We start from the raw sequence: 22,850 nt of genomic DNA on the forward strand, positions 1-22,850 counted from the left end.
CATTCCCAGGCCGAGGTAACGTCACCTTCACGCGTGATCCGGCAGGTTCAGGAGACAGTTTCCGGACGGCGGCGCGCAAGACTTGCAGACCATCTCGATCAATGGGCGTTTTCTCGGCCAGCCGCTGACCGGCGTGCAGCGCTTTGCGCTGGAATTGACCAGGGCGCTTGACCGGCGGATCGGCGCAGGCGCGGTTCCGGAATCGCTCAAGGCTGCGCGCTGGCGCCTCCTCGCTCCGCGGGATGCCCCCGAGACCCATGAATTCCGGCATATCGCCCTGGAACGCTTCGGCCCGTTCTCCGGCCATCTCTGGGAGCAAACCGCGCTCGCACGCCGGGCTGCGGGAGACATCCTCGTCGGCTTCGGCGGCAGCGGGCCGCTGCTGCATCGCAGGCAGATCGTCGTGATCCACGACGTCACCATCTTCCGCCACGCGGAGGCATTCAGCACCTCCTATCGCGCCACGCACAAGCTCCTCGGCTTCGGGCTGACGCGCACGGCGCGCGTCGCGACCGTCTCCCGCTTCTCCCGTGGCGAGCTCGGCGCGGTCTTCGGCGTCGCGCCTGAGACGATCCCGGTCCTCTACAACGCTACCGATCATTTCTCCGGGATCGTCCCGGACGAAACCGTGCTGCAACGCCTGGGCCTGGAAGGCGCGAAATTCTTCTTCATGCTGGGAACCTTGAAGCCCAACAAGAATGTCGATTTCGCCATCCGCGCCTTCGACGCACTCGGCGACACCGGCTGGAAACTCGTCATCGCAGGGGCGCTCGACCGAAGCGGGGTGTTCAAGGCCGATACCCCGGCGATCGCCGACAACCTCATCTTCACCGGGCGCCTGACCGATCCGGAGATCGTCGCGCTCGAACGCCGCGCCCGCGCCTTCGTCTTTCCGAGCCTCTATGAAGGCTTCGGCATTCCGCCGCTCGAAGCGATGACGCAGGGCTGCCCGGTATTGGCTGCGGATATTCCTGCCGTTCGCGAAGCCTGCGGAGACGCGGCGCTCTATTTCGATCCCCGCGATCGTGCCGACCTGGAAAGCGCGATGCGCCGGATCATGGGTGCCGATGGCGATGCGGCCGGGCTGGTCGAGAAAGGCCGTGCCAATCTCGCGCGCTTTTCCTGGAACAAGAGTGCCGAGACCCTCCTGTCGACCCTGTCGGACATGGCTGCGCCACGGCGCTGACCGCGCTCTTCACGAAATCTCGGACGCCGCATCCTGGCGCCGGAGCAGCGACGCGACGGTTGCCGTCGCCGGCGGGATGCACAGCAGGAAGACAGCCAGCGACACCGGCAACGAGGTCTGCGGCGTGCCGGCATTGGCGAGCCCGGCGATGGCGAGTGCCGCGAGCGCGCTGGCCAGTGTCAGTCTGGGCCAGCGGAACGGCATCGACAGGAACAGCGGCGTCCCCAGGATGACCGCCACCGCCGCCCCGGCGGCACCGCTGTAAAGCAACCCGCTCAGCGAGCCGCCGGACAGGCTCCAGCCGGCGAGCGAGCTCAGGTTGAGAAGGATGGCGTCGATGACGGCAAGTCCTATGATCGGCTTCAGCCGCTGCGTCAGATGGGCAGGCGTCGGCAGCAGGTTCTGGACCCAGGCGCGCAACAGCGCGAGAATCGTCACGGCCGGGGCGGCGAGCAGGAAGGATTCGCGCAGCTCGGCCTTGACCAGCCAGGCCGCGGCCGGCGCCAACAGGCACAAAATCAAGGCCGCCGTCACGAGCGAGCTGTTCGCCAGTTGCCCGTAGTAGCGGCCGAGGCGCGTCCGGAACGCCGGCGAATCCGGCTCGCGGTCATAGCTAGCGACCAGTTCGGGATAGCGGATCGCATGTAGCGCCGAGACGACCAGGATGAAGGGTCGCTGCAGGAGGTCGAGCGCCAGCAGCGCGCCGGCCGCCCCCTGGCTGCCGATCACGGCCGTCAGCAGCGTCTTGAGCCCGAGTGGCGCCAGAAGGCTGGCCACGGATGCTCCGGCCGAAACGCCGCCATAGGCCAGGTACTTCTTCAACAGATGGCGCTGCGGGCGGTGGAACCCGTGCGCCAGCGGGCCACCGGCAAGCCGCGCCAGCACGATATAGACGAGGCTTCCAGCCAGCATGCCTGCTACCGCGCCTGAAAGCGTCGGGGCAAGCATGGCGCCGCCGAGCGTCCCGATCGCCACGAGCGACGCCCGAGCAGCCTGCAGGATCGAGAACAGCCGAAAATTCTGCCGGAAGCGCAGCATCGTCAGATGCAGCTCCGTGCCGCCCTGGAACACCGCAAAGAAGACTCCGCCGATGGCGATGCCTGCCGACGCCGCGCCCGACGCGAGAACGCCTCCTCCCACCAGCAGGCACAGCGCGGCACAGACGGCGAAAGCGTACAGGATGACCGAGCGCTGGGCCGTCTCGTCTGCGCCGGGATAGAACCGGCTGCAGGAGAACCGAATCCATTCGAAGACGGTGATGCTGGCGAACTGGCTGATCGTGATGAAGAGCGAATAATGGGTGAACTGCTGCGGCGCCAGGATGCGCGAGACAAGGAGCAGCAGCCCGAGCGCCAGCACGGCCTGATAGACATAGGCTCCGAGAGCAGCGATCTGGCCCACCGGCGCGATGCTCCGCTCAGGCCATGCCAGGCGCAGCACGCAGCCGCGCGCCGCTATCGGCCGGCTTGAAATCTCCAGCGATGGCGCAGCACATCGAATTGCCCTCCGGCCACAGGCCTAGGGCAGAAAGGTTGATATTTCCGTGTTGTCGGAGCGACCGGCTCAGTAGAAATGCAGGGCCGCCAGCCCGGCCGAGGCGGCGATCGCCGCGATCCACCACAGCCAGCGAGACGAGGCATTCTCGGCGTTCAACGAGGCGCTGACGACATCCTCATGCCCGAAGGATTCGCCTGCAAGGCGCGCCGCGCGCTGCAGACCCGCGATACCCGTAACCGGCACTGATTGACGCGAAGCCACGGTCTTGTCCCCCTTAGGCCGATCATAGCGCAATGCGACTATCCGCATAAGCCCTGACCGCAGCTTGCATCCTCTGCGGCCGTGGTTAACGCAGGCTGAACGCGCCCGGTTCCGCATTGGTCTTAAGCCTGGATCGTCACAGCGGTATGACGGCCGGTGCATAGCCGCCGGCGAGAGAGTTTCGATGTGATGGGGAGCTGTCTATAAGCAGCTTGGCCGGGCTTTCCGCGCGGCGATGCGCTACAATTTAAAGTCGCGAATCAGGAAGCGTTTGGCAGTGATGGCGGATAACGGCGATCTTTTCGGCTCGGAACCGGAGCGGCCCCGCGCGGCCGACCCCGCGCCGGAAGCGCGTTCACCGGCTCCTGTGCCCCGCGCTCCGGCCAATGCGGGCAATGCGCCGCGCAACGGCACGCTGTCCGAGGCCGGCTACGACGCGTCCGCGATCGAGGTGCTGGAAGGGCTGGAGCCGGTGCGGCGCCGGCCCGGCATGTATATCGGCGGGACCGACGAGCGCGCCCTGCATCATCTCTTCGCCGAGGTGATCGACAACGCGATGGACGAGGCCGTCGCGGGCCATGCCAGCTTCATCGAGGTCGAACTGTTCGAGGACGGCTCGCTCGCCGTGAACGACAACGGCCGTGGCATCCCGGTCGATCCTCACCCGAAATTCCCCGGCAAGTCCGCGCTCGAAGTCATCATGACGACGCTGCATGCCGGCGGAAAGTTCGACTCCAAGGCTTATGAGACCTCTGGCGGCCTGCACGGCGTCGGCGTCTCCGTGGTCAATGCGCTCTCGGACCGGCTGGAAGTCGAGGTCGCGCGCGGCAAGACGCTCTATCGCCAGATCTTCTCGCGCGGCCTGCCGCAGGGACCGTTGCAGACGGTCGGCCCCGTCGCCAACCGGCGCGGCACCAAAGTGCGCTTTCATCCCGATGCGCAGATTTTCGGCGAGGGTGCGCATTTCTCCCCTGCCCGCCTGTTCCGCATGGCGCGCTCGAAAGCCTATCTCTTCGGCGGCGTCGAGATCCGGTGGACCTGTGCGCCGTCGCTGCTGAAACCGGAAGGCGATGTCGCGGCGGAGGCCGTGTTCCGCTTCCCCGGCGGCCTGCGCGACTATCTCGGCCGCGAGATCGAGGGCAAGGACCTCGTCGCCGAGCCGATCTTCTCCGGCAAGATCACCAAGGAAGGCAGCCACGGCTCGCTCGAATGGGCTGTCGCCTGGCTCGCGACCGGCGAGGACGGCTTCTCCTCCTCCTACTGCAACACCATTCCGACGCCCGAAGGCGGCACGCATGAGCAGGGCCTGCGCATCGCCCTGCTGCGCGGCCTGCGCGACCATGCCGAGCGCATCGGCCAGTCGAAGCGCATGGCGCAGGTCACATCCGACGACGTGATGGCGACCTGCGCCGCCATGCTCTCGGTCTTCATCCGCGAGCCGGAATTCCAGGGCCAGACCAAGGACAAGCTCGCGACGCAGGAAGCGCATCGCATCGTCGAGAATGCGATCCGCGACGCCTTCGACCACTGGCTCGCCGCTGCGCCGCAGCAGGCGCTGCGCCTGCTCGACTGGTCGGTCGACCGTGCCGAGGAGCGCCAGCGCCGGCGCCTTGAAAAAGAGGTCTCGCGCAAGACCGCGACGCGCAAGCTGCGCCTGCCCGGCAAGCTCGCGGACTGCTCCAATGCGGGCGCGGCCGGCTCCGAACTCTTCATCGTCGAGGGCGATTCGGCCGGCGGCTCGGCCAAGCAGGCGCGCAACCGCGCCAACCAGGCGATCCTGCCCTTGCGCGGCAAGATCCTGAACGTCGCCAATGCGACGCGCGAAAAGCTCAACGCCAACCAGCAGCTCGCCGACCTGATCCTGGCGCTGGGCTGCGGCATCGGCACGCAGTTCCGCGAGGACGATCTCCGCTACGAGAAGGTCATCGTGATGACCGACGCCGATGTCGACGGCGCGCATATCGCCTCGCTGCTCGTCACCTTCTTCTGGCGCCAGATGCCGCGGCTGATCGAGAAGGGCCACCTCTACCTCGCCGTGCCGCCGCTCTACCGGCTGCAGTACGGCGGCAAGAGCGTCTATGCCCGCAACGACGCCCATAAGGACGAGCTGATCGAGACCGTCTTCAAGGGCAGGAAGCCGGAAATCTCGCGCTTCAAGGGCCTCGGCGAAATGATGCCGGCCCAGCTCAAGGAAACCACCATGGACCCGAGCAAGCGGATCCTGCTCAAGGTCATGGTGGACCATGAGGCGAAGGAGGAGACCTCCGATACCGTGGAACGACTGATGGGCAACAAGCCGGAGGCGCGTTTCACCTTCATCCAGGAGCGCGCCGCCTTCGCCGGCGAACTGATCGATCTGTGAGGGTCGAGCCCCGCAATCCTGAGGGGCTGGACCTCATGCCCGCCGGGCTGCCGGGAGATGCGGTTACGGGCAGGGTTCGCGCATGCCGAACCTGCCCCTCCCAACGGACCGCCATGACCGCAAGCACCACGCCGCACGTCGCGACTGGCCGCTGACCACATGGCCGAGCCTGCTCCACCTCCATCTCGACGCGACGGCGATATGGCATCGCCCGGCTGGGACGTCTCCTGGGACGACATCCGCATCTTCAACGCGATCGCCATCGGCGGGTCGATGGCCGTGGCGGCGGCGCAGCTCGGATTGAGTGAAGCCACCGTCGCGCGCCGGCTGAAGGCGCTCGAACGCGATCTCGGGCTGCAGCTCTTCACGCGGGAGGCCAACCGGCTCGCCCCGACGGCGATCGGGCTGGAACTCGCCGCCGAGGCCCGGCAGATCGAGGCCGCTACTCATCGCTTCACCATCCGAGCCGATGTCGCACGGCCGCTCGCCAACGCGCCGGTCCGCATTACGGCGACGACCTCGATCAGCCTGCTGCTGACGATGCATGCGACCGCCATCTCGGCCGCGGCCGGCGGCGTGGAGATCGTCATCCTCAGCACGCGCAGCCGCCTCGATCTTTCGCGCGGCGAGGCCGACATCGCGCTGCGCATGAGCAAGGTGCCGACGGAGCCCGGGTACTACGCACAGAAGGTCGGCCGGCTGATGCAGGCGCTCTATGTGCGGCGCGACATCGATCCTGCGAGCGCCCCCGTCATCTCGGTCAACCGCGAAACCTCCTCGCGAATCGACGACTACATCATGGCCTATGCGGCCGGCCGCCCCATCGCGGCGCGCGTCGGCGATTCCTCGGCGCGTTACGAAAGCATCCGCTCGGCCGGCGCCCTGTCGATGGCGCCGTGCTTCATGGGCGACGCCGATCCGGGTCTGGTCCGCCTCGAGCCACCGCCGGAGCAGACCGGCGATGACATCTATCTGATTTCGCACGATGTCTCGCGCGGGCGGCCGAGCGTGATCGCCGTGCTGACCGCGCTGCGCAGGCTCTTCCGCGAGCAGCGATCCCGCCTTGCGGGAGGCGCCGTCGAAGCGGAGCCCGGTCGGTAGAATTGCGCGTATCCCGGCAAGAACCGGCTAACCAAGCTTTTACGGCTCTCGCGTAACGTCGCCTCCAGTGCTCGTGACGTTACGAGACGCGGAGAGTGCGCCATGCGCCTGATCGAACTGTTCTGGAAGAATGACCGGGGCACCATGGCCGCCGATGTCGCCAAGGCCGGCGCGGCCATCGCCTTCCTTTCGGTGATCGCCGCCAACTTCATGTCGAGCCGCACGCCGCCGCTGGACAAGGACCGGATGGCAGCCGTCAGCCTCGCTGCCTCCAAGCGGCAACCGGTCGATCCGCTGACCACGGGTTCGATCACAAAGGCCGCGAACGAGACGCGCCTCGACCCCTGCGTCCTGCCGCGCTGATCTCAGCCGAGCCAGCGCAGTAGTTCGCGGGTCACGGCATCGGGCGCCTCCAGCGTCGAGAGATGGCCGCACTGCGGAACGATCTCAAGCCGCCCACGTTCGCCGACGATCCCCGCCATTTCCCGCGCTTCGGCGACAGGCGTGATCTCATCCTCCTCGCCGACGAGAACCAGCGTCGGGCAGGTCGAACTGGCGAGCGTGGGCCGCGAATCCGGGCGCCGCATGATCGCCTGCTGCTGCCGGATGAAGCCCTCCGCCCCGACATCATCCGCCATCTGACGCACCAGGAGTCGCAGCGGCTCGTCGGTCAAGCGCGCGGGGGCGACGAGCTTCTGCCAGAGCAGCGTGGTGACATTGTCGAAGGCGCCCTTCTCCGCCAGCGTGATCATCTGCTCGCGCGGCACATTCGTCTCCGGCGTCGCCGGCTTGGCGCTGGTGTCGAGCAGGGCGAGACGCGTGACACGCTCCGGCGCCTGCCGCAGGATCTCGAACGTGACATAACCGCCCATCGACAGGCCGCAGAGCGCGAAGCGTTCCGGAGCGCTATCGAGCAGACGGCGTGCAATGGCGGCCAAATTGTCGTCGAGACTGTGTTCGGCGACCAGAATGGGGCGTCCATCGGCTAGCGCGGGCCACTGCCCGGCATAGAGCGCAGCGTTGCAACTGAGCCCCGGAACGAGAATGAGCGGCTCCTTCATGAGGTGAAAAACGTCCTTTCAAGGCTAGATGATTGACTTTGCCGCGTTTTCTTTGCATTCCACACGGGTCCGAAGGCGCGCAGGAAGTGTTGTCGCGCCAACGCGGTGGTCGAGCAGGTCATCCCGCCGCGTTTCACCGACCCTGAAGAAGCGCCATACGCGATGTCATTTGCCGAACTCGGCTTGAGCGAAAAGGTTCTGACGGCCGTCACGACCGCAGGCTATAGCACGCCGACACCCATCCAGGCCCAGGCCATTCCGCATGTCCTTGCACGCAAGGACGTCCTGGGCATCGCCCAGACCGGCACGGGCAAGACCGCAGCCTTCACGCTGCCGATGCTCACCATCCTGGAAACCGGGCGCGCCCGCGCCCGGATGCCCCGAACGCTGATCCTAGAGCCGACGCGCGAGCTTGCCGCGCAGGTCGAGGAGAACTTCACGCGCTACGGCGTCAACCAGAAGCTCTCGGTGGCGCTGCTGATCGGCGGCGTCTCCTTCGGCGATCAGGACGCGAAGATCACGCGCGGCGTCGACGTGCTGATCGCGACGCCCGGCCGCCTGCTCGACCATGTCGAGCGCGGCAAGCTGCTGCTGACCGGCGTCGAGCTCCTCGTCATCGACGAGGCCGACCGCATGCTCGACATGGGCTTCATCCCGGACATCGAGCGCGTCTGCAAGCTCGTCCCCTTCACCCGGCAGACGCTGTTCTTCACGGCGACCATGCCGCCGGAGATCACCCGCATCTCCGAGCAGTTCCTGCACAATCCGGTGCGCGTGGAAGTCTCTCGCCCCGCGACGGCCGCGACGACGATCACCCAGCGGCTGATCGCCTCCAACGGCCAGGACTTCGAAAAGCGCGAGACGCTGCGCAAGCTCATCAAGGGCGCGACCGACCTGCAGAACGCGATCGTCTTCTGCAACCGCAAGCGCGATGTCGCGACGCTGCATAAATCGCTGCTGCGCCACGGCTTCCCGGCCGTCGCCCTGCATGGCGACATGGACCAGTACGCCCGCATGGCGGCGCTGGAATCGTTCCGTACAGGCGAGAACCCGATCCTCGTCGCGTCCGACGTGGCGGCTCGCGGCCTCGACATTCCGGCCGTCAGCCATGTCTTCAACTTCGACGTGCCGACCCATGCCGAGGATTATGTCCACCGCATCGGCCGCACCGGCCGCGCCGGGCGCGAAGGCGCCTCGTTCACCATCGTCACGCGCCATGACGAAAAGCTCGTCAGCGCGATCGAGAAGCTGACCGGCCAGGCCATCGCCTATGAGGGCGGCGGTCTCGACGCGCTGCCGCCGGGCGAGCCGCGGGACGAGCGTCGTGGCGGCCGTCGGGACGAGAAGCGCAGCTCTTCGCGGGGCGGTCGCGGGCGGCCCGAGCGCAGCTCGCGCTCCGAGGCAGGGGCCTCGCGGTCGGGCAGCGACGAGAACGCGGCGGATACGCAGCGCAAACCACGCCGTGTCCCGATCCGGCCCGATTCCGAGACGACGCCGCCACCGCCCGTCGCGCGGAGTCAGGAAGAGCCCCGGCGCTCCCGCGCGCCCCGCACGCGCGACGACGATGACGGCCCACAGGTGAAGGGGCTCGGCGATCACGTGCCGGCCTTCCTGCTGCGTCCGGTCCGTGTCGGCTGACCTTACGACATCAACCTGATTTTAACGCCAGCTTCCTAGATTGGCCTTCGCTGCAGCGAGATCATCGCAGCAGCGGACGGGCGCATGCCGCCGTATAGACGGACAGGATGTCCCGCTTCGATTGGATCAATCGAAGCTGACGTGGCCGAAGGCCACGATCCGGCTTCATACCGGAATGGCGAAGGCATGGACGACGAAGCTTCGGTTTCCGCCCGCACCAACGATCTCGCCGAGCGCGTCGTCGCCGCCATGCGACAGCACGGCTCGCCGAGCTATCCCCGCGCCTTCGAGGTCTGGTACGCCCATCTGAGCGGCGAGATGCCGGCCGTCAGCATGGCGATGAACGCGATCATCGCCGGCAGCGACGGGCAGGTGAACGCCGCCGATATCGACAGCCTCTACGAGCGCTTCATCAGCTCGGAGCGCTTCTCCCGCCAGGCCGAGCGCACCAGCATGCAGGTCCTCGGCGAGATCGATGCGATGATGTCGCTGGTCGACAGGGCGCTCGGTTCCAGCGAGCTTTATCATGGCCGCCTCACCGCGATGTCGGAGGAGGTTCCGCCGCCGACCGACCGACACCAGCTGCGCGAATGGGTCGAGGCGCTGGTGATGTCGACCCGCGAGGAAGTTGTCCGCAAGGCCCAGCTCGAGGCCGAGCTGCGCAACAGCGCCAACGAAATCCGCAACCTGCGCGAGGCACTGGAATCGACCCGCGCCGAGGCGCTCACTGATCCGCTGACCGGCCTCGCCAACCGCCGCCATTTCGAGGAGATGCTGCAGAAGTCGATCGATCAGGCGACGCTCCGGCGCGAGCCCTTCGCGCTGGTGATGGCCGATATCGACTTCTTCAAGCGCTTCAACGACGCCCACGGCCATCTGACCGGCGACCAGGTGCTGCGCCTCGTCGCGCGCACCATGAAGGACAAGTTCAAGGACAAGGCGGTCATCACCCGCTTCGGCGGCGAGGAATTCGCGATCATCCTGCCGGATGCCGATCTGATCGCAGGCAAGTTCGGCGCGGAAACCGTGCGCCAGGCCCTGCTGACCCGCGAGCTCATCAAGCGCTCGACCAATGAAAACCTCGGCCGCATCACCATCTCGCTCGGCGTATCGAGCTATCGGCGCGGCGACACCGCCGGCTCGCTGGTGGACCGCGCGGATCAGGCGATGATGCAGGCCAAGCGCGACGGGCGGAACCGCACCGTCACCGAGGATGCGCTGGAGACGACGAGCCGCGTCGCCTGAGCTTTTCCGGACGCGCCCGCTTGGCCGCTCAGGATGCTGCGAGTGCGCTTTCGCTGCGCGGCTTGATCTCGACCGACTCGCCGCAGCCGCAGGCCGAAACCTGATTGGGATTGTTGAACACGAAGGTCGAGGAGAAGCGGTCGGTCTTGAAGTCGAGCTCGGTGCCGAGCAGGAACAGCACGGCCTTGGCGTCGACGATCACCGTCGCATCCTTTTCGCTCACGACCTCGTCACCCTTGTCGACCGTGCGGGCGATCTCGAAGGTATACTCCATCCCGGCGCAGCCGCCCTTCTTGACGCCCACGCGCAGGCCGAGCGCCGGCATGTCTCCGCCGGCCGACTGAGCCATGATCTCACGGATGCGGGTGGCCGCGGCGTCGGTCAGAGAGATGACCTTGAGGCCCGGTATCGAAAACATCGTTGTCCCTCCTCGACCGGGGTCAAGGCCCGGTGAAGCAAGATTGTCTGCCTAACATAGGGATTGCGCTGCCCTACGTCGAGATGCCGATGGCGTGGCCATGCATCGCGGCTCCGTCGCCCGCCCTCCAGACGCATTGCGGATCGAGCCGAGGCATGCACTCTGGCGCGATCGCCCTCGATACCAGACCAACAGCCGGAAAGCCCATGCCTCATCGCCTCCACCGCCCCGAATCGCTGCGCGCCCTCGTCAGGGACATGGTCGCGAAAGCCGGCTGGACGGACGCGGAGGCGCAGGAGACCGCCGACCATCTCGTGCTCGCCAATCTGAGCGGGCATGACAGCCACGGCGTCGGGATGATTCCGCTCTATTTCCAGTCGCTGGCCGACGGCAATCTCAGCCCGCAATCGCAACCGCAGACGCGGGTCGATGCTGCGCCCTTCCTGATCATCGACGGCGCGGTCGCTCTGGGCCAGCCGAATGCGCGCAATGCCGTCGACCACGCGGTCGAAATGGCCAGGACCGGCGGCGTCGCCATCGTCAACTTGCTCGATTCGCATCATATCGGCCGCATCGGCCACTACGCCGAGGTCGCGGCGGAAGCCGGGCTGATCTCGTTCTTCTGGGTCAATGTCGCCGGCCGCCCGCCGATCGTCGCGCCCTATGCGGCCAAGGAAGCGCGCTTCGGCACCAATCCGCATGCGATCGGCATCCCTGTCCCCGGCGGCGAGTCGCTCATCCTCGACTTCGCGACGAGCCGCATGGCGCATGGCAAGGCCCGCGTGGCCCTGAACAAGGGCGAGCAGGTGCCGCCCGGCTACATCATCGACGGCGAAGGCCGGCCGACGACGGACCCGGCGCATGTGTTCGCCAGCCCGGACCATCCGCTCGGAGCCCTCCTGCCCTTCGGCGACCACAAGGGTGCCGGCCTCTCGCTGATCGCCGAGCTGCTGTCGGCCGGGCTGATGGGCGCTGCCCGCATCGACGAAAAGCCGCGAAAGACCTGGATCATCAACTCGCTCTTCGGCGTCATCATCGACCCCGCCCGGCTTGAACCGGATGCCGAGCTGCGTAAGAGCCGCATCGAGAGCTATCTGGCCTTCGTGCGGGCGGCGAAGCCGCAGGACCAGGCCAATCCGGTGCTGGCGCCGGGCGACAAGGAGCGGACGGTCCGGGCCGAGCGTGGCGCGGCCGGTATTCCGCTGGACGACGAGACCTGGTCGCAGATCAAGGCCGCGGCCGCGCGCCATGGCATCGACGCCGAGAGCTATTGAGGCGGCCATGTCGCCCGAGGCCTACAACAGATTCTGCGCCACCCTGCCGGCCACATGCCATGTCGTGCAATGGGGCGGTGCCGATGTCTGGAAGGTCGGAGAGAAGGTCTTCGCCATCGGCCGCCAGCAGGATGACGGGGAGATGGCCATCAGCTTCAAATGCTCGCCGATGGCCTTCGATATCCTCAGCGAGCTGCCAGGCCTGAGACCCGCGCCCTATCTCGCCTCGCGCGGCATGAAATGGATCCAGTGGCAGTCCGGCGAAAGCATGCCGGATGATGCCCTGCAGGATTATCTGCGCGAGAGCCACCGCCTCGCCGCTGCGGGAATGACGAAGCGCGCGCGGGCCGAATTGGGGCTCGCCTAGAGCCTGCTGGGTTCTGACGGAACGACGCCGTCATTCCGGGGCTTCGCCTTGGCGAAGAGCCCGGAACCCACAAACACCGGGCCGGACAAGTTGCGCTGCAGACCGGCTCAGCCCTCTCTAATACGTCGTGTTCATGGGTTCCAGGCTCGCCGCTTCGCGGCGCCCCGGAATGACGGCGGCGGGGCTCTAAGCCGGCGCGGCCAAGTGTCAACACCGGCTAGAGCAGCGCCTCGCCGCGGAACATCGGCACACTGCCGCCTCCGACGCGGGAGCGGAAGCCGTCCGCGACGCGCCGGGATGTCACGTTCAGCAAGCTGGGCCGGCCCATCTCGACGCCCTGGGTGATGGTATAGGCGGCCTCGTCGCCGCCATCGAGCGAGAGCAGGAGCGCACCGAGCGTGGCGCTGGCGCTGCCGGTTGCCGGATCTTCCCAGGTGCCGGCCAGCGGCGCGAACATCCGCGCCCGGATGCTGTTGCCGTCGCGCGCATAGAGAAACAGCGATAGCCGCCCGGCCAGTTCGGCATACTGACCTTCGAGGCTCCGGAAGGCTGCGAGATCGGGGGTGGCCGTGGCCAAGGCCTCGGGCGCGACCTGCGCCAGCACGAACTTGACCCCGAGCGAGGCCTGGACCGGCTGGTGGGCTGCCGTGACGATATCCCTGGGCGCGAGGCTCGCGCAGGCGGCGATGCCCTCGGCCGGCAGCTCGATGCCAAGCGAGAGCGCCTGCGGAGCGGCGATCACGGCGCCAGTCACCTCGCCTGCCCCATTACGCTCGATCGCGATTTCGACAAGGCCCGCCATCTGCTCGAAACGCAGCACGCCATCGCGGTCGCGGCCATGGCGCGCGAGCACGCAGGCGGTGCCGACATTGGGATGGCCGGCGAAGGGCATCTCGGCCGTACGGTGGAAGATGCGGACCCGCGCATCATTGGCCGGGTCGTCAGCCGGCAGGACGAAGGTCGTCTCGCTGTAGTTCATCTCCGCCGCGAGCGCCTGCATCTGCGCATCGGAGAGCCCGCGCGCGTCGGTGAAGACCGCGAGCGGATTGCCGCCGAACGGGCGGTCGGTGAAGACGTCGACGGTTTCGTAGGGGAAGCGCGGCATCGCAGGCTCCGGGGCGGATCGGGCTCAGCCTTTCCTGCCAGCGAAGCCGACCGAACGCCAATGAAGCGATGGAATGCGATTCATCACGCCGGCATGGGGCCGGCGGCATTCACCACATATCGAGGGCGACGCGAGCCTCGTCGGACATGCGCGACTGATCCCAGGGCGGATCGAAGGTCATGTTGACCGTGACGCCGGCGATCCCGTTGACGGTGCTGACCGCGTTCTCGACCCAGCCCGGCATCTCGCCGGCGACCGGGCAGCCCGGCGCCGTCAGCGTCATGTCGATCGAGACCTGCCGGTCGTCGGCGATGTCGACGCGATAGATCAGGCCGAGCTCGTAGATATCGGCCGGAATCTCGGGGTCGTAGACCGTCTTCAGCGCCGCGACGATGTCGTCGGTCAGCCGGTCGATCTCCTCGGGCGGCAGCGACGAGCTCGAGCCGACCTGCGGCTCGTTGGGCTTGTAGCTGTCTTCCTTCAGCTCGATGGGTTCGGATGTAGCCAAGGCTGGGATCCTCGAAGAAATCATGCGAACAGGTTCTCGGCCTTCCTCAGCGCTTCCACCAGGCTGTCGACCTCCTCCAGCGTGTTGTAGAGGCCGAAGGAAGCGCGGCAGGTCGATGTCACTCCATATCGTGCCAAAAGCGGCATTGCGCAATGGGTGCCGGCGCGAACCGCGACACCGGCGCGGTCGATCACCGTCGCGACGTCGTGCGCATGGGCGCCCTTCATCTCGAAGGCGACGATCGCGCCCTTCTCCTTCGCCTTGCCGAAGATGCGGATCGAGTTCATCTCGCCGAGCCGCTCCATCGCATAGGCGCCGAGCTTCGCCTCATGCGCGGCGATGTTCTCGCGGCCCAGCGCCATCATGTATTCGAGCGCCGCGCCGAGCCCCACCGTCTCGATGATGGCCGGCGTGCCGGCCTCGAAGCGGTGCGGCGGGTCGTTATAGGTCACGGTGTCTTCGGTGACGGTGACGATCATCTCGCCACCACCTTCGTAGGGCGGCAGCTTGTCCAGCCATTCCTTGCGGCCCCACAGAATGCCGGAGCCGGTCGGCCCATAGGTCTTGTGGCCGGTGAAGGCGTAGAAATCGCAGCCCAGCGCCTGCACGTCGACCGGCAGGTGCACCGCGCCCTGGCTGCCGTCGACGACGAGCGGGATGCCATGCGCCCGGCAGATCTTCGCGACCTCGGCGATCGGCACGATCGTGCCCGTGGCGTTCGACATATGCGTGAGCGACACGACCTTGGTGCGGGCTGAGATCAGCTTCTCGAATTCCTCGACGAGGAAATTGCCATCCTCGTCGATAGGAGCCCATTTCAGCACGGCGCCGTGGCGCTCGCGCCAGTAGTGCCAGGGCACGATGTTGGAGTGGTGCTCGAGGATCGAAACGATGATCTCGTCGCCCTCGCCGAGGTTCAGATACCGCCCGAGCGAGGACGCCACGGTGTTGAGCGCGCCCGTCGAGGAGCGTGTGAAGACGACCTCCTCCAGATGCGCTGCGTTGAGGAAGCGCCGCGCGCTTTCGCGTGCAGCCTCATAGGCTTCGGTCGAGGCGTTCGCGAGATAGTGGAGCCCGCGATGGACGTTGGAATAGTCCTCGCGCATCAGCTTCGTCATCGCGTCGATCACCGCATTCGGCTTCTGGGCCGAGGCGGCGTTGTCGAGATAGACAAGCGGCTTGCCGTAGACCTCGCGCGACAGGATCGGAAAATCCCGCCTGATCGCCTCGACGTCGTAGGGCTTCAGCACGGGCTGGCCGGTGACCGCGTTCATGCTCACGCCTTTCCGGAACCGGGCTGCCGGTCGGCGACGAGCGCCCCGGCATGCCCCCAATCCTCCCGTTCGATCTCCTGGATCACGATATGGGTGTTCTGCGGGTTCTTGCCGAGCACCTTCACCAGCGTCTCGGTGAATTCCTTGACGATCTGGGCCTTCTGCTCGCGCGTCGCGCCCTTGGTGATCTGGAGATTGATGTAGGGCATCAGACGGTGCTCACCTCGGAAGCGGCCTCGCGGGCCTGGAGCCAGGCCACGACCTCGCCCATGACGATCTCGCGCACGTTCTCGTCGGCAATGAACTCGACCGCCTCGCCGGCGAAGGCCTGCAGCACCAGAGCTTCGGCCTGGGCACGCGGCAGGCCGCGCGCCATCAGGTAGAAGAGCTGGTCGCCATCGATCTGCGCGACGGTCGCGCCATGGCCGCAGACGACGTCGTCGGCGAATATCTCGAGCTCCGGCTTGTTGTACATCGAGGCGCCGTCGTTGAGCAGCAGCGCGTTGCTCTTCATGCTGCCATCGGTCTTCTGCGCGTGGGGACGCACGACGACCTTGCCCTGGAACACACCAGTACCCTCGCCGCCGATGATCGACTTGAACAGCTCGCGGCTGGTGCCGTGCGGCACTTCATGGTCGACGATCAGCGTAACGTCCGAATGCTCGGAGGCACGGAGCAGGTTGACGCCGCGCAGGCCGATCTCGCTGTGCTCGCCGGCATAGCGGACGAAATGCTGCTGGCGCACGGTGCCGGCCTTGCAGACCAGAGCGAAGGAGTCGAACTTCGCGTGGGCACCGACCGTCGCGAGCAGGCTCTGCACCTGCACGGTCGCGGGCTGCTGGCGGGTCACGAACCGGACATGCTGGATCTCGCTCTCGTCGCCGGTTTCGAAGACGATGGCGCCGTTGATCTGCTGGGCGGCGGAACCCGCGGCCTCGCTGACCTCGACGATCGTGCCCTTGGCGCCCTTGCCGGCCAGAACGACCGAGCGATGGAACACCGCCCGCTCCTCCTCGCCCGAGACGAGCGAGACGATCACGACGGGCTCCTCGAGCTCCACACCCTCGGCGATCTCGACGAAGACGCCGTCGCGCATCAGCGCCGTGTTGAGCATCAACCCGGTGTCGTCGGCGCCGACCGAGGGGCCGGCCAGGATGCGGGTCAGATCCTCGCGCGGCGACACCAGCGCGTCGGCGAGCGAGTGCACCGAGACGCCCTCAGGGATCGCATCGAGCGCCGATAGCTCCGGCGCGAAGGCGCCGTCGACCAGCACCAGCCGCAGACCCGCGAGCTCGATCTCGCCGAGCCGGGCCTTGACCCTGGCGGTCACATCGGCGGCGTCAGCGAGCGGGCGCGCCTCGCGCAGGATGCTGCGCAGGTCGGTATAGCGCCAGGATTCGAGCCGGCGATGCGGCAGGCCCTTGGCCTCGAAGCCGGCAAAGGCGTCCTCGCGCAGCTTGCGCACGGCCGGGCCGCCCGGCAGCTCGGCCTTGCTGTCGGCGTATTGCTGCGCGAGCTGCTGCTCGGCCGCCGTCTTCAGCGGGGTGACGATGGCCATCACGCCGCCTCCGCATAGGCCGCATAGCCCGACTTCTCGAGCTCCAGCGCCAGCTCCGGGCCGCCGGTCTTCACGATGCGGCCCTTCGACATGACGTGGACGGTGTCCGGCACGATGTGATCGAGCAGGCGCTGATAGTGGGTGATGACCAGGAAGCCGCGGCTCTTGTCGCGCAGCGCGTTGACGCCCTCGGCGACGATGCGCAGCGCGTCGATGTCGAGGCCGGAATCGGTCTCGTCGAGGATGCACATGGACGGCGAAAGCAGAGCCATCTGAAGGATTTCCATGCGCTTCTTCTCACCGCCGGAGAAGCCGACATTGAGCGGCCGGCGCAGCATGTCCTTGGCGATGCCGAGCTTGTCGGCGGCCCCGTTGACCAGCTTGATGAAGTCCGGCGTCAGCAGCTCGGCCTCGCCGCGCGCCTTGCGCTGCGCGTTCATCGCCGCCTTCAGGAAGGTCATGGTGGCGACGCCGGGGATTTCCAGCGGGTACTGGAAGGCAAGGAAGATGCCGGCGGCGGCGCGGGCGTCGGCCTCCATCTCCAGCACGTTCTCGCCGTCGAGCAGGATCTCGCCATCGAGGACCTCATAGTCCTCCTTGCCTGCGATGACATAGGAGAGGGTCGACTTGCCGGAGCCGTTCGGCCCCATGATCGCGGCGACCTCGCCATCGTTCACGGTGAGGTTGAGGCCATTGAGGATCTGCTTGTCCTCGTCGGCGATCTTGACGACCAGATTGCGAATTTCGAGCATCGTTTCGTTCCTGTGTCATCCCGTGCGCGGTGCAGCGCGAAGCGGTGCGCCGCAGACCCGGGATCGTTTTGTCCAGTGATGGTCCTGATGACGGTCCCGCATCTGCGCAGCAGCACTTCGTGCCGCAGCGCGTGCGGGATGACCGCCCTTATCCAACCGAGCCTTCGAGTGAGATGGTGATCAGCTTCTGCGCCTCGACGGCGAACTCCATCGGGAGCTGCTGCAGCACCTCCTTGACGAAGCCGTTGACGATCAGCGCCACCGCCTCCTCCTCGGAGAGGCCGCGCTGCTGGCAGTAGAAGAGCTGGTCCTCGCCGATCTTCGAGGTGGTGGCCTCGTGCTCGAAGATCGCGGTCGCGGTCTTGGCCTCGATATAGGGGATGGTGTGCGCGCCGCACTGGTCGCCGATCAGCAGCGAGTCGCAGTTGGTGAAGTTGCGCGCGCCCGTCGCCTTGCGATGCGCCGAGACGATGCCGCGATAGGTCGAGTCCGATTTGCCGGCAGCGATGCCCTTGGCGATGATCTTGGAGGTGGTGTTCTTGCCGAGATGCAGCATCTTGGTGCCGCTATCGACCTGCTGCGCACCGTTCGACACCGCGATCGAGTAGAACTCGCCGCGCGAGCCGTCGCCGCGCAGGATGCAGGACGGGTACTTCCAGGTGATGGCCGAGCCGGTCTCGACCTGCGTCCACGAGATCTTCGAGTTCTTGCCGCGGCAGTCGCCGCGCTTGGTCACGAAGTTGTAGATGCCGCCCTTGCCCTCGGAATCGCCCGGATACCAGTTCTGGACGGTCGAGTACTTGATCTCGGCATCGTCGAGAGCGATCAGCTCGACCACCGCGGCGTGGAGCTGGTTCTCGTCGCGCTTGGGCGCCGTGCAGCCTTCGAGATAGCTGACATAGGCGCCCTCGTCGGCGATGATCAGCGTGCGTTCGAACTGGCCGGTGTTCTGCTCGTTGATGCGGAAATAGGTCGAGAGCTCCATCGGGCAGCGCACGCCCTTCGGCACATAGACGAAGGAGCCGTCGGTGAAGACCGCGCTGTTGAGCGTCGCGAAGTAGTTGTCCGTCACCGGCACGACGGTGGCGAGATACTTCTTCACCAGTTCGGGATGCTCCTGGATCGCCTCCGAGATCGAGCAGAAGATCACGCCGGCCTGCGCCAGCTCCTTCTTGAAGGTGGTGACCACCGAGACGGAGTCGAACACGGCATCGACCGCGACGCGGTTCTCCGGCGCGACGCCGGCCAGGATTTCCTGCTCGCGCAAGGGGATGCCGAGCTTCTTGTAGGTTTCGAGAATCGCTGGATCGACCTCGTCCAGCGACTTCGGCGAGGCGCCCTTCTTCGGCGCGGCGTAGTAGTAGAGGGCCTGATAGTCGATCGGCGGGTACTGCACGCGCGACCAGACCGGCTCGGTCATCGTCTTCCAGCGGCGGAAAGCGTCGAGCCGCCATTCCAGCATCCATTCCGGCTCGTTCTTGCGGGCCGAGATGTAGCGGACGGTGTCTTCAGTCAGCCCCTTGGCCGGCTTGTCGACCTCGATCTCGGTGACGAAGCCGTATTTGTACTCGGTCACGTCGATCGACTTGACCTGATCGATGGTCTCCTGGACCGCTGCCATGTTCAGTCTCCAGTCGCGGGTTCAAGGCCCGCCGGTTTGGTCTTCGTTTTGCGGAACGCTCAGGCGGCAGCCCGGGCGCCCCGATCGGTGCTCGCGACCACGAGCTTGCCGTAGGCCGCGAGAAAGAGATCGATATCTGCTTCGCAGGTGGTCCATCCGAGCGACGCCCGCAAGGCCCCTGCGCTCATGGCGGGGTCGATTTTCATCGCATCGAGAACATGCGAGCGCTTGACCTTGCCCGAGGAGCAGGCCGAGCCGGAGGAAAGCGCCGCGCCGGCGAGATCGAGCCTGATCAGAAGGGTCTCGGCCTTGAGGCCCGGCGTCGCGAAGGCGCTGGTATTGGGCAGGCGCGGAACGCTGCTGCCGAAGATCGCCGTCTCGGGCGAGAGCGCCAGCAGGCCGGCCTCCAGCCGCTCCCGCAATCCGCCCAGCCGGCCGGCCTCCGTTGCCAGAGCTTCGCGCGCGATTTCAGCCGCGGCACCGAAGCCGATGATTCCCGCAAGGTTTTCGGTTCCGGCTCGCCAGCCGCGCTCCTGCCCGCCGCCGCGCATGGGTTTGTCGGCGAGTTCGAGAGCGCCGGTGCGGAAGACGATGGCGCCGATGCCCTTGGGACCACCGATCTTGTGCGCCGAGAGCGTCAGCACGTCGGCGCCGAGAGTCATGATGTCGATGTCGATCTTGCCGGCAGCCTGCACGGCATCGCTGTGAAGCAGGGCGCCATGGCGATGAGCGATCGCTGCGGCCTCCGCCACCGGCTGGATCACGCCGGTCTCGTTGTTGGCCAGATGGATCGAGACCAGCGCGCGCGCGCCCGGGTTTTCCGTGACGAAGCGTGCAAGCCGCTCGTCGAGCCAGCCCAGATCGACCACGCCATTCTCGTCGACCGGGATCGCCTCGACGGCGCCGGCGGGGAAACGATGCCCCTCGCGCACGCAGGCATGCTCGGTCGCGCTGTGAAGCAGCAGGGAGGCCGGGGTGCGCACGCAGTCGCGCCCGCCATCGCAATCCATCAGGCCCGGCGAGAGCACCGTGACGTTCGCTTCGGTGCCGCCGCTGGTGAAGACGACGTTCGACGCCTTGGCGCCAACGAGCGTCGCGACCTGCTCGCGTGCCCGCTCCATCGCGCCGCGCGCGGCCCGACCCTCGCCATGGACGGAGGACGGATTGCCCGGCAGTGCCAGCGCATGCGCGACCGCCTCCACCACCTCCGGCCGGGCCGGGGTCGTGGCGTTGTGGTCGAGATAGGCGCGTCCCGCCGTCACGATCCTTCCTGCTCCATCGTCATCATCATGCAGCTACCAACACGAAATGCTTGAAATCGCACCAGTGCGCCGTGCTATAGCCGCCCATCACAACCGGCCGGAACGGTCGAAACGCGGTTCGCATGAGCGATCCACCGTTTTGTTCCTGACTTGTTCACGGCTGTTAGAACTATTCTAAGCGCTCTTCATCTAGGGCGCGCATGGTGGCGCCGTCAAGGGTGGCCGGGTTTCGAGCAGGCATGCGCCCGCTTTCTGCCCGCCCGCGCCGGCACTGCCGCAAGAAGCGGTGAGACGATGCCAGAGGTGATTTTCAACGGGCCGGCAGGCCGGATCGAGGGCCGCTATCAGCCCGCTAAGAAGCGGGGCGCGCCGCTGGCGATCATCCTGCACCCGCACCCGCAGTTCGGCGGGACGATGAACAACCAGATCGTCTACAACCTGTTCTACACCTATGTGAACCGCGGCTTCTCGGCGCTGCGCTTCAACTTCCGCGGCGTCGGCCGCAGCCAGGGCCATTTCGACCATGGCGCGGGCGAGCTCTCGGACGCCGCCGCCGCGCTCGACTGGATGCAGGCGCTCAACCCGGAGGCCAAGAGCTGCTGGATCGCCGGCGTCTCCTTCGGCGCCTGGATCGGCATGCAGCTGCTGATGCGCCGCCCCGAGATCGAGGGCTTCCTCTCGATCGCGGCGATGGCCAATCGCTACGACTTCTCGTTCCTGGCGCCCTGCCCGTCCTCCGGCCTGTTCGTGCACGGCTCGGAAGACCGCGTCGCGCCGGTCAAGGAGGTGATGGCGGTGATCGAGAAGGTGAAGACCCAGAAGGGCATCCAGATCGAGCACACGGTCGTCGAGGGCGCCAACCACTTCTTCGACGGCAAGGTCGACGTGCTGATGGAGCAGGTCGGCGTGTATCTCGACCGCAAGGTCGGCCCCGAGATCCTGAAGAGCGAGCAGGAACAGGCCTGAGCGGGCCGGCTCATGGCGCCGGGCGGGTCAGCCCCCGGCTCGATGCCATGACGGGCAGCGCCATGGCCGCTGCCCGCGCTTCCGCCAGGATCCAGTCGCGGAACAGCCTGATCTTGCGCTCGCGCTGGCGCTCCTGCGGATAGACGATCCAATAGGCCCATTCGTCGCGTACGGCGTGCTCGACCGCATAGACGAGCCGCCCGGCCGCGATGTCGTAGGCGAAGAGCTCGGGCACTGCCATCGTGACGCCGTGCCCGCGCATCGCGGCCTGGACATTCATCGCCTGCATCTCCAGCGACATCGTCCGCCCGGCCTGCTGTGGCATGTCGAGGCCGAGATCGGCGAACCAGACCTTCCAGGACGCCTCGTCGGCGCTGAGCAGCGGCGCCCGCAACAGGTCGGCCGCCTCGCGCAGTTGCAGCCGCTCGCGCAGTTCGGGCGCGCAGAGCGGCGCGTAGTGGCAATCGAACAGCTTCTCCGCCGTGACGCCCGGCCATGAGCCCGGCCCATAGCGCACGGCGAGATCGACGGCCTCGGTGGAGAAGTCGACCAGATGCTGCGAGGTTCGAACGCGCACGGCGAATTGCGGGTTCTCCATCTGGAACTGCGCCAGTCGCGGCGACAGCCAGGTGATGGCCATCGTCTGTAGCGAGGAGATCGTCAGGACCGTCTGGTTCTCCTCGCAGATTTCCCGGAACACCATGCCGATATCGGCAAGCGCCTTCGCGACCGGTTTTGCGAGCCGCTGCCCGAGCGGCGTCAGTTCCACCTGTCGCGGCCGGCGCACGAACAGGGCAGCGCCGACGCGATCCTCCAGCAGCCGGACCTGATAGCTCACGGCGGCCTGCGTCATGCCGAGTTCCTCGGCGGCGCGGGTGAAGTTCTGGTGGCGTGCCGCCGCCTCGAAGACACGGACGGCGGCAAGCGGTGGCAGCTTCGGCGGCGGAAGGTGAGCGGGCATGCCGAAGCATAAGCTCTCCTTATGGCAGGTGACAATCTTCCGCTTTGTCGTGCCACGGCATTTCGCTCAGTTTCGACCCATACCGGCGGGCGCCTGTGCCCGCGATGCCGAGGTTCGGATCATGACATGTCTCTCCGAGACGGCGCTCCTGCGTGCGCCAAGCCGTTTGCCCCTCAATCATCCCTGGCTGGCGATATGGGATCGCTGGAGAGGCGCGTGGCGGACGGGGCGCTATCTCGCCTCGCTCGACGAGCGCGCCCTGCGCGACCTCGGGCTCCAGCGCGATTTGGTGGCGCCGCCCGGCCCGCGAGAGTCGGCCGAGCTGTGGCAGCAGCAGCCGCCACCTGTCTGAACACGCCGAGGGTATTCAGGGACAGCCCCGGCCCCAGAAGCGGTTTCCACTTTGGCTGGAACATGCTGGGTCGCCCGGCGT

At 66.8% G+C, this 22,850-nt stretch carries 23 protein-coding genes; 10 read left to right on the forward strand and 13 right to left on the reverse strand.

The features are described from left to right. The first annotated feature begins 82 nt into the window (after positions 1-82). Positions 83-1,186 (forward strand): glycosyltransferase family 4 protein, encoded by a 1,104-nt coding sequence (locus AC1DVA_RS15785; RefSeq protein WP_476806482.1) that lies wholly within the window; start codon positions 83-85, stop codon positions 1,184-1,186. Positions 1,187-1,195: 9 nt separating this feature from the next. Here AC1DVA_RS15785 and AC1DVA_RS15790 read toward each other — a convergent pair whose 3' ends face one another. Then, complete coding sequence (locus AC1DVA_RS15790; protein ID WP_476806483.1) at positions 1,196-2,587, reverse strand: hypothetical protein; 1,392 nt, start codon at positions 2,585-2,587, stop codon at positions 1,196-1,198. Between the two features lie 162 nt (positions 2,588-2,749). Next, the gene (locus AC1DVA_RS15795) at positions 2,750-2,944 is read right to left on the reverse strand and encodes a hypothetical protein (protein WP_476806484.1); all 195 of its coding nucleotides are present in this window, start codon (positions 2,942-2,944) and stop codon (positions 2,750-2,752) included. 280 nt (positions 2,945-3,224) lie between these two features. On the opposite strand from AC1DVA_RS15795, the gene parE reads away from it, so the two are divergent. The 3 genes from parE to AC1DVA_RS15810 all read left to right on the forward strand — a co-directional run bounded on the left by parE (position 3,225) and on the right by AC1DVA_RS15810 (position 6,770). After that, a complete protein-coding gene (gene parE / locus AC1DVA_RS15800) occupies positions 3,225-5,306 on the forward strand; it encodes a DNA topoisomerase IV subunit B (protein ID WP_476806485.1) in 2,082 nt (693 codons plus the stop codon). Between the two features lie 201 nt (positions 5,307-5,507). After that, positions 5,508-6,407 (forward strand): LysR family transcriptional regulator, encoded by a 900-nt coding sequence (locus tag AC1DVA_RS15805; RefSeq protein WP_476806486.1) that lies wholly within the window; start codon positions 5,508-5,510, stop codon positions 6,405-6,407. 102 nt (positions 6,408-6,509) lie between these two features. Beyond that, on the forward strand, positions 6,510-6,770 hold the full coding sequence (locus tag AC1DVA_RS15810) for a hypothetical protein (RefSeq protein WP_265053241.1): 261 nt from the start codon (positions 6,510-6,512) through the stop codon (positions 6,768-6,770). Positions 6,771-6,772: 2 nt separating this feature from the next. Here AC1DVA_RS15810 and AC1DVA_RS15815 read toward each other — a convergent pair whose 3' ends face one another. Continuing rightward, positions 6,773-7,468, reverse strand: coding sequence for an alpha/beta fold hydrolase (locus tag AC1DVA_RS15815; protein WP_476806487.1), 696 nt, complete (start codon positions 7,466-7,468; stop codon positions 6,773-6,775). Positions 7,469-7,630: 162 nt separating this feature from the next. On the opposite strand from AC1DVA_RS15815, the gene AC1DVA_RS15820 reads away from it, so the two are divergent. Together AC1DVA_RS15820 and AC1DVA_RS15825 are read left to right on the forward strand one after the other, a co-directional pair. Then, positions 7,631-9,106, forward strand: coding sequence for a DEAD/DEAH box helicase (locus tag AC1DVA_RS15820; protein WP_476806488.1), 1,476 nt, complete (start codon positions 7,631-7,633; stop codon positions 9,104-9,106). Between the two features lie 186 nt (positions 9,107-9,292). After that, positions 9,293-10,351: a GGDEF domain-containing protein gene (locus AC1DVA_RS15825; protein WP_476806489.1), complete on the forward strand. Its 1,059-nt coding sequence runs from the start codon at positions 9,293-9,295 to the stop codon at positions 10,349-10,351. Between the two features lie 28 nt (positions 10,352-10,379). On the opposite strand, the gene AC1DVA_RS15830 is transcribed toward AC1DVA_RS15825, so the two are convergent. Beyond that, positions 10,380-10,769 (reverse strand): HesB/IscA family protein, encoded by a 390-nt coding sequence (locus AC1DVA_RS15830; RefSeq protein ID WP_265053237.1) that lies wholly within the window; start codon positions 10,767-10,769, stop codon positions 10,380-10,382. A 206-nt stretch (positions 10,770-10,975) separates the two neighbouring features. Here AC1DVA_RS15830 and AC1DVA_RS15835 point away from each other — a divergent pair, with 206 nt between their 5' ends. Then, entirely contained in the window at positions 10,976-12,043 is a 1,068-nt protein-coding gene (locus AC1DVA_RS15835; protein WP_476806490.1) for a malate/lactate/ureidoglycolate dehydrogenase, read from the forward strand. Between the two features lie 7 nt (positions 12,044-12,050). After that, positions 12,051-12,410: an MmcQ/YjbR family DNA-binding protein gene (locus AC1DVA_RS15840; protein ID WP_476806491.1), complete on the forward strand. Its 360-nt coding sequence runs from the start codon at positions 12,051-12,053 to the stop codon at positions 12,408-12,410. 217 nt (positions 12,411-12,627) lie between these two features. Here the strand turns inward: AC1DVA_RS15840 and AC1DVA_RS15845 are convergent, their stop codons facing one another. From AC1DVA_RS15845 to AC1DVA_RS15880, 8 genes are all read right to left on the reverse strand, one after another. Beyond that, positions 12,628-13,515, reverse strand: a complete 888-nt coding sequence (locus AC1DVA_RS15845; protein ID WP_265053234.1) for a PhzF family phenazine biosynthesis protein — start codon at positions 13,513-13,515, stop codon at positions 12,628-12,630. A gap of 109 nt (positions 13,516-13,624) precedes the next feature. Further along, positions 13,625-14,032, reverse strand: coding sequence for an SUF system Fe-S cluster assembly protein (locus AC1DVA_RS15850; protein WP_265054819.1), 408 nt, complete (start codon positions 14,030-14,032; stop codon positions 13,625-13,627). Between the two features lie 11 nt (positions 14,033-14,043). Then, a complete protein-coding gene (locus AC1DVA_RS15855) occupies positions 14,044-15,297 on the reverse strand; it encodes an aminotransferase class V-fold PLP-dependent enzyme (RefSeq protein WP_476806492.1) in 1,254 nt (417 codons plus the stop codon). 2 nt (positions 15,298-15,299) lie between these two features. Then, entirely contained in the window at positions 15,300-15,506 is a 207-nt protein-coding gene (locus AC1DVA_RS15860) for a tautomerase family protein (RefSeq protein ID WP_400506761.1), read from the reverse strand. After that, positions 15,506-16,855 (reverse strand): Fe-S cluster assembly protein SufD, encoded by a 1,350-nt coding sequence (gene sufD / locus AC1DVA_RS15865; RefSeq protein WP_265053231.1) that lies wholly within the window; start codon positions 16,853-16,855, stop codon positions 15,506-15,508. Before sufD ends, AC1DVA_RS15860 begins: the two co-directional genes overlap by 1 nt. Beyond that, positions 16,855-17,607: a Fe-S cluster assembly ATPase SufC gene (gene sufC / locus AC1DVA_RS15870; RefSeq protein ID WP_476806493.1), complete on the reverse strand. Its 753-nt coding sequence runs from the start codon at positions 17,605-17,607 to the stop codon at positions 16,855-16,857. The genes sufD and sufC overlap by 1 nt, the downstream gene beginning before the upstream one ends. A gap of 148 nt (positions 17,608-17,755) precedes the next feature. Then, on the reverse strand, positions 17,756-19,228 hold the full coding sequence (gene sufB / locus AC1DVA_RS15875; protein WP_265053229.1) for a Fe-S cluster assembly protein SufB: 1,473 nt from the start codon (positions 19,226-19,228) through the stop codon (positions 17,756-17,758). Between the two features lie 59 nt (positions 19,229-19,287). After that, positions 19,288-20,493 carry a cysteine desulfurase family protein gene (locus AC1DVA_RS15880; protein ID WP_476806526.1) on the reverse strand — a complete coding sequence of 402 codons (1,206 nt, stop codon included), beginning with the start codon at positions 20,491-20,493 and terminating at the stop codon, positions 19,288-19,290. 291 nt (positions 20,494-20,784) lie between these two features. Between AC1DVA_RS15880 and AC1DVA_RS15885 the strand changes: the two genes are divergently transcribed. Next, positions 20,785-21,456, forward strand: a complete 672-nt coding sequence (locus tag AC1DVA_RS15885) for an alpha/beta hydrolase (RefSeq protein WP_265053228.1) — start codon at positions 20,785-20,787, stop codon at positions 21,454-21,456. 10 nt (positions 21,457-21,466) lie between these two features. On the opposite strand, the gene gcvA is transcribed toward AC1DVA_RS15885, so the two are convergent. Beyond that, positions 21,467-22,417 (reverse strand): transcriptional regulator GcvA, encoded by a 951-nt coding sequence (gene gcvA, locus AC1DVA_RS15890; protein WP_476806494.1) that lies wholly within the window; start codon positions 22,415-22,417, stop codon positions 21,467-21,469. Between gcvA and AC1DVA_RS15895 the strand changes: the two genes are divergently transcribed. After that, positions 22,416-22,769 carry a DUF1127 domain-containing protein gene (locus AC1DVA_RS15895; RefSeq protein WP_476806495.1) on the forward strand — a complete coding sequence of 118 codons (354 nt, stop codon included), beginning with the start codon at positions 22,416-22,418 and terminating at the stop codon, positions 22,767-22,769. The genes gcvA and AC1DVA_RS15895 overlap by 2 nt on opposite strands. Positions 22,770-22,850 lie beyond the last annotated feature (81 nt).

The sequence above is a fragment of the Allobosea sp. P4_C6 genome (assembly GCF_056402015.1).

What these genes read in the sequence shown, in the direction of transcription:
- AC1DVA_RS15845 (WP_265053234.1), bottom strand. Translation starts at nt 13,515, where the DNA reads ATGCCGCGCTTCCCCTACGAAACCGTCGACGTCTTCACCGACCGCCCG.
- AC1DVA_RS15885 (WP_265053228.1), top strand. Translation starts at nt 20,785, where the DNA reads ATGCCAGAGGTGATTTTCAACGGGCCGGCAGGCCGGATCGAGGGCCGC.
- sufC (WP_476806493.1), bottom strand. Translation starts at nt 17,607, where the DNA reads ATGCTCGAAATTCGCAATCTGGTCGTCAAGATCGCCGACGAGGACAAG.
- AC1DVA_RS15810 (WP_265053241.1), top strand. Translation starts at nt 6,510, where the DNA reads ATGCGCCTGATCGAACTGTTCTGGAAGAATGACCGGGGCACCATGGCC.
- AC1DVA_RS15835 (WP_476806490.1), top strand. Translation starts at nt 10,976, where the DNA reads ATGCCTCATCGCCTCCACCGCCCCGAATCGCTGCGCGCCCTCGTCAGG.
- AC1DVA_RS15860 (WP_400506761.1), bottom strand. Translation starts at nt 15,506, where the DNA reads ATGCCCTACATCAATCTCCAGATCACCAAGGGCGCGACGCGCGAGCAG.
- parE (WP_476806485.1), top strand. Translation starts at nt 3,225, where the DNA reads ATGGCGGATAACGGCGATCTTTTCGGCTCGGAACCGGAGCGGCCCCGC.
- AC1DVA_RS15820 (WP_476806488.1), top strand. Translation starts at nt 7,631, where the DNA reads ATGTCATTTGCCGAACTCGGCTTGAGCGAAAAGGTTCTGACGGCCGTC.
- AC1DVA_RS15895 (WP_476806495.1), top strand. Translation starts at nt 22,416, where the DNA reads ATGCCGAAGCATAAGCTCTCCTTATGGCAGGTGACAATCTTCCGCTTT.
- AC1DVA_RS15855 (WP_476806492.1), bottom strand. Translation starts at nt 15,297, where the DNA reads ATGAACGCGGTCACCGGCCAGCCCGTGCTGAAGCCCTACGACGTCGAG.
- gcvA (WP_476806494.1), bottom strand. Translation starts at nt 22,417, where the DNA reads ATGCCCGCTCACCTTCCGCCGCCGAAGCTGCCACCGCTTGCCGCCGTC.
- AC1DVA_RS15830 (WP_265053237.1), bottom strand. Translation starts at nt 10,769, where the DNA reads ATGTTTTCGATACCGGGCCTCAAGGTCATCTCTCTGACCGACGCCGCG.
- AC1DVA_RS15825 (WP_476806489.1), top strand. Translation starts at nt 9,293, where the DNA reads ATGGACGACGAAGCTTCGGTTTCCGCCCGCACCAACGATCTCGCCGAG.
- AC1DVA_RS15840 (WP_476806491.1), top strand. Translation starts at nt 12,051, where the DNA reads ATGTCGCCCGAGGCCTACAACAGATTCTGCGCCACCCTGCCGGCCACA.
- sufD (WP_265053231.1), bottom strand. Translation starts at nt 16,855, where the DNA reads ATGGCCATCGTCACCCCGCTGAAGACGGCGGCCGAGCAGCAGCTCGCG.
- AC1DVA_RS15805 (WP_476806486.1), top strand. Translation starts at nt 5,508, where the DNA reads ATGGCATCGCCCGGCTGGGACGTCTCCTGGGACGACATCCGCATCTTC.
- sufB (WP_265053229.1), bottom strand. Translation starts at nt 19,228, where the DNA reads ATGGCAGCGGTCCAGGAGACCATCGATCAGGTCAAGTCGATCGACGTG.
- AC1DVA_RS15815 (WP_476806487.1), bottom strand. Translation starts at nt 7,468, where the DNA reads ATGAAGGAGCCGCTCATTCTCGTTCCGGGGCTCAGTTGCAACGCTGCG.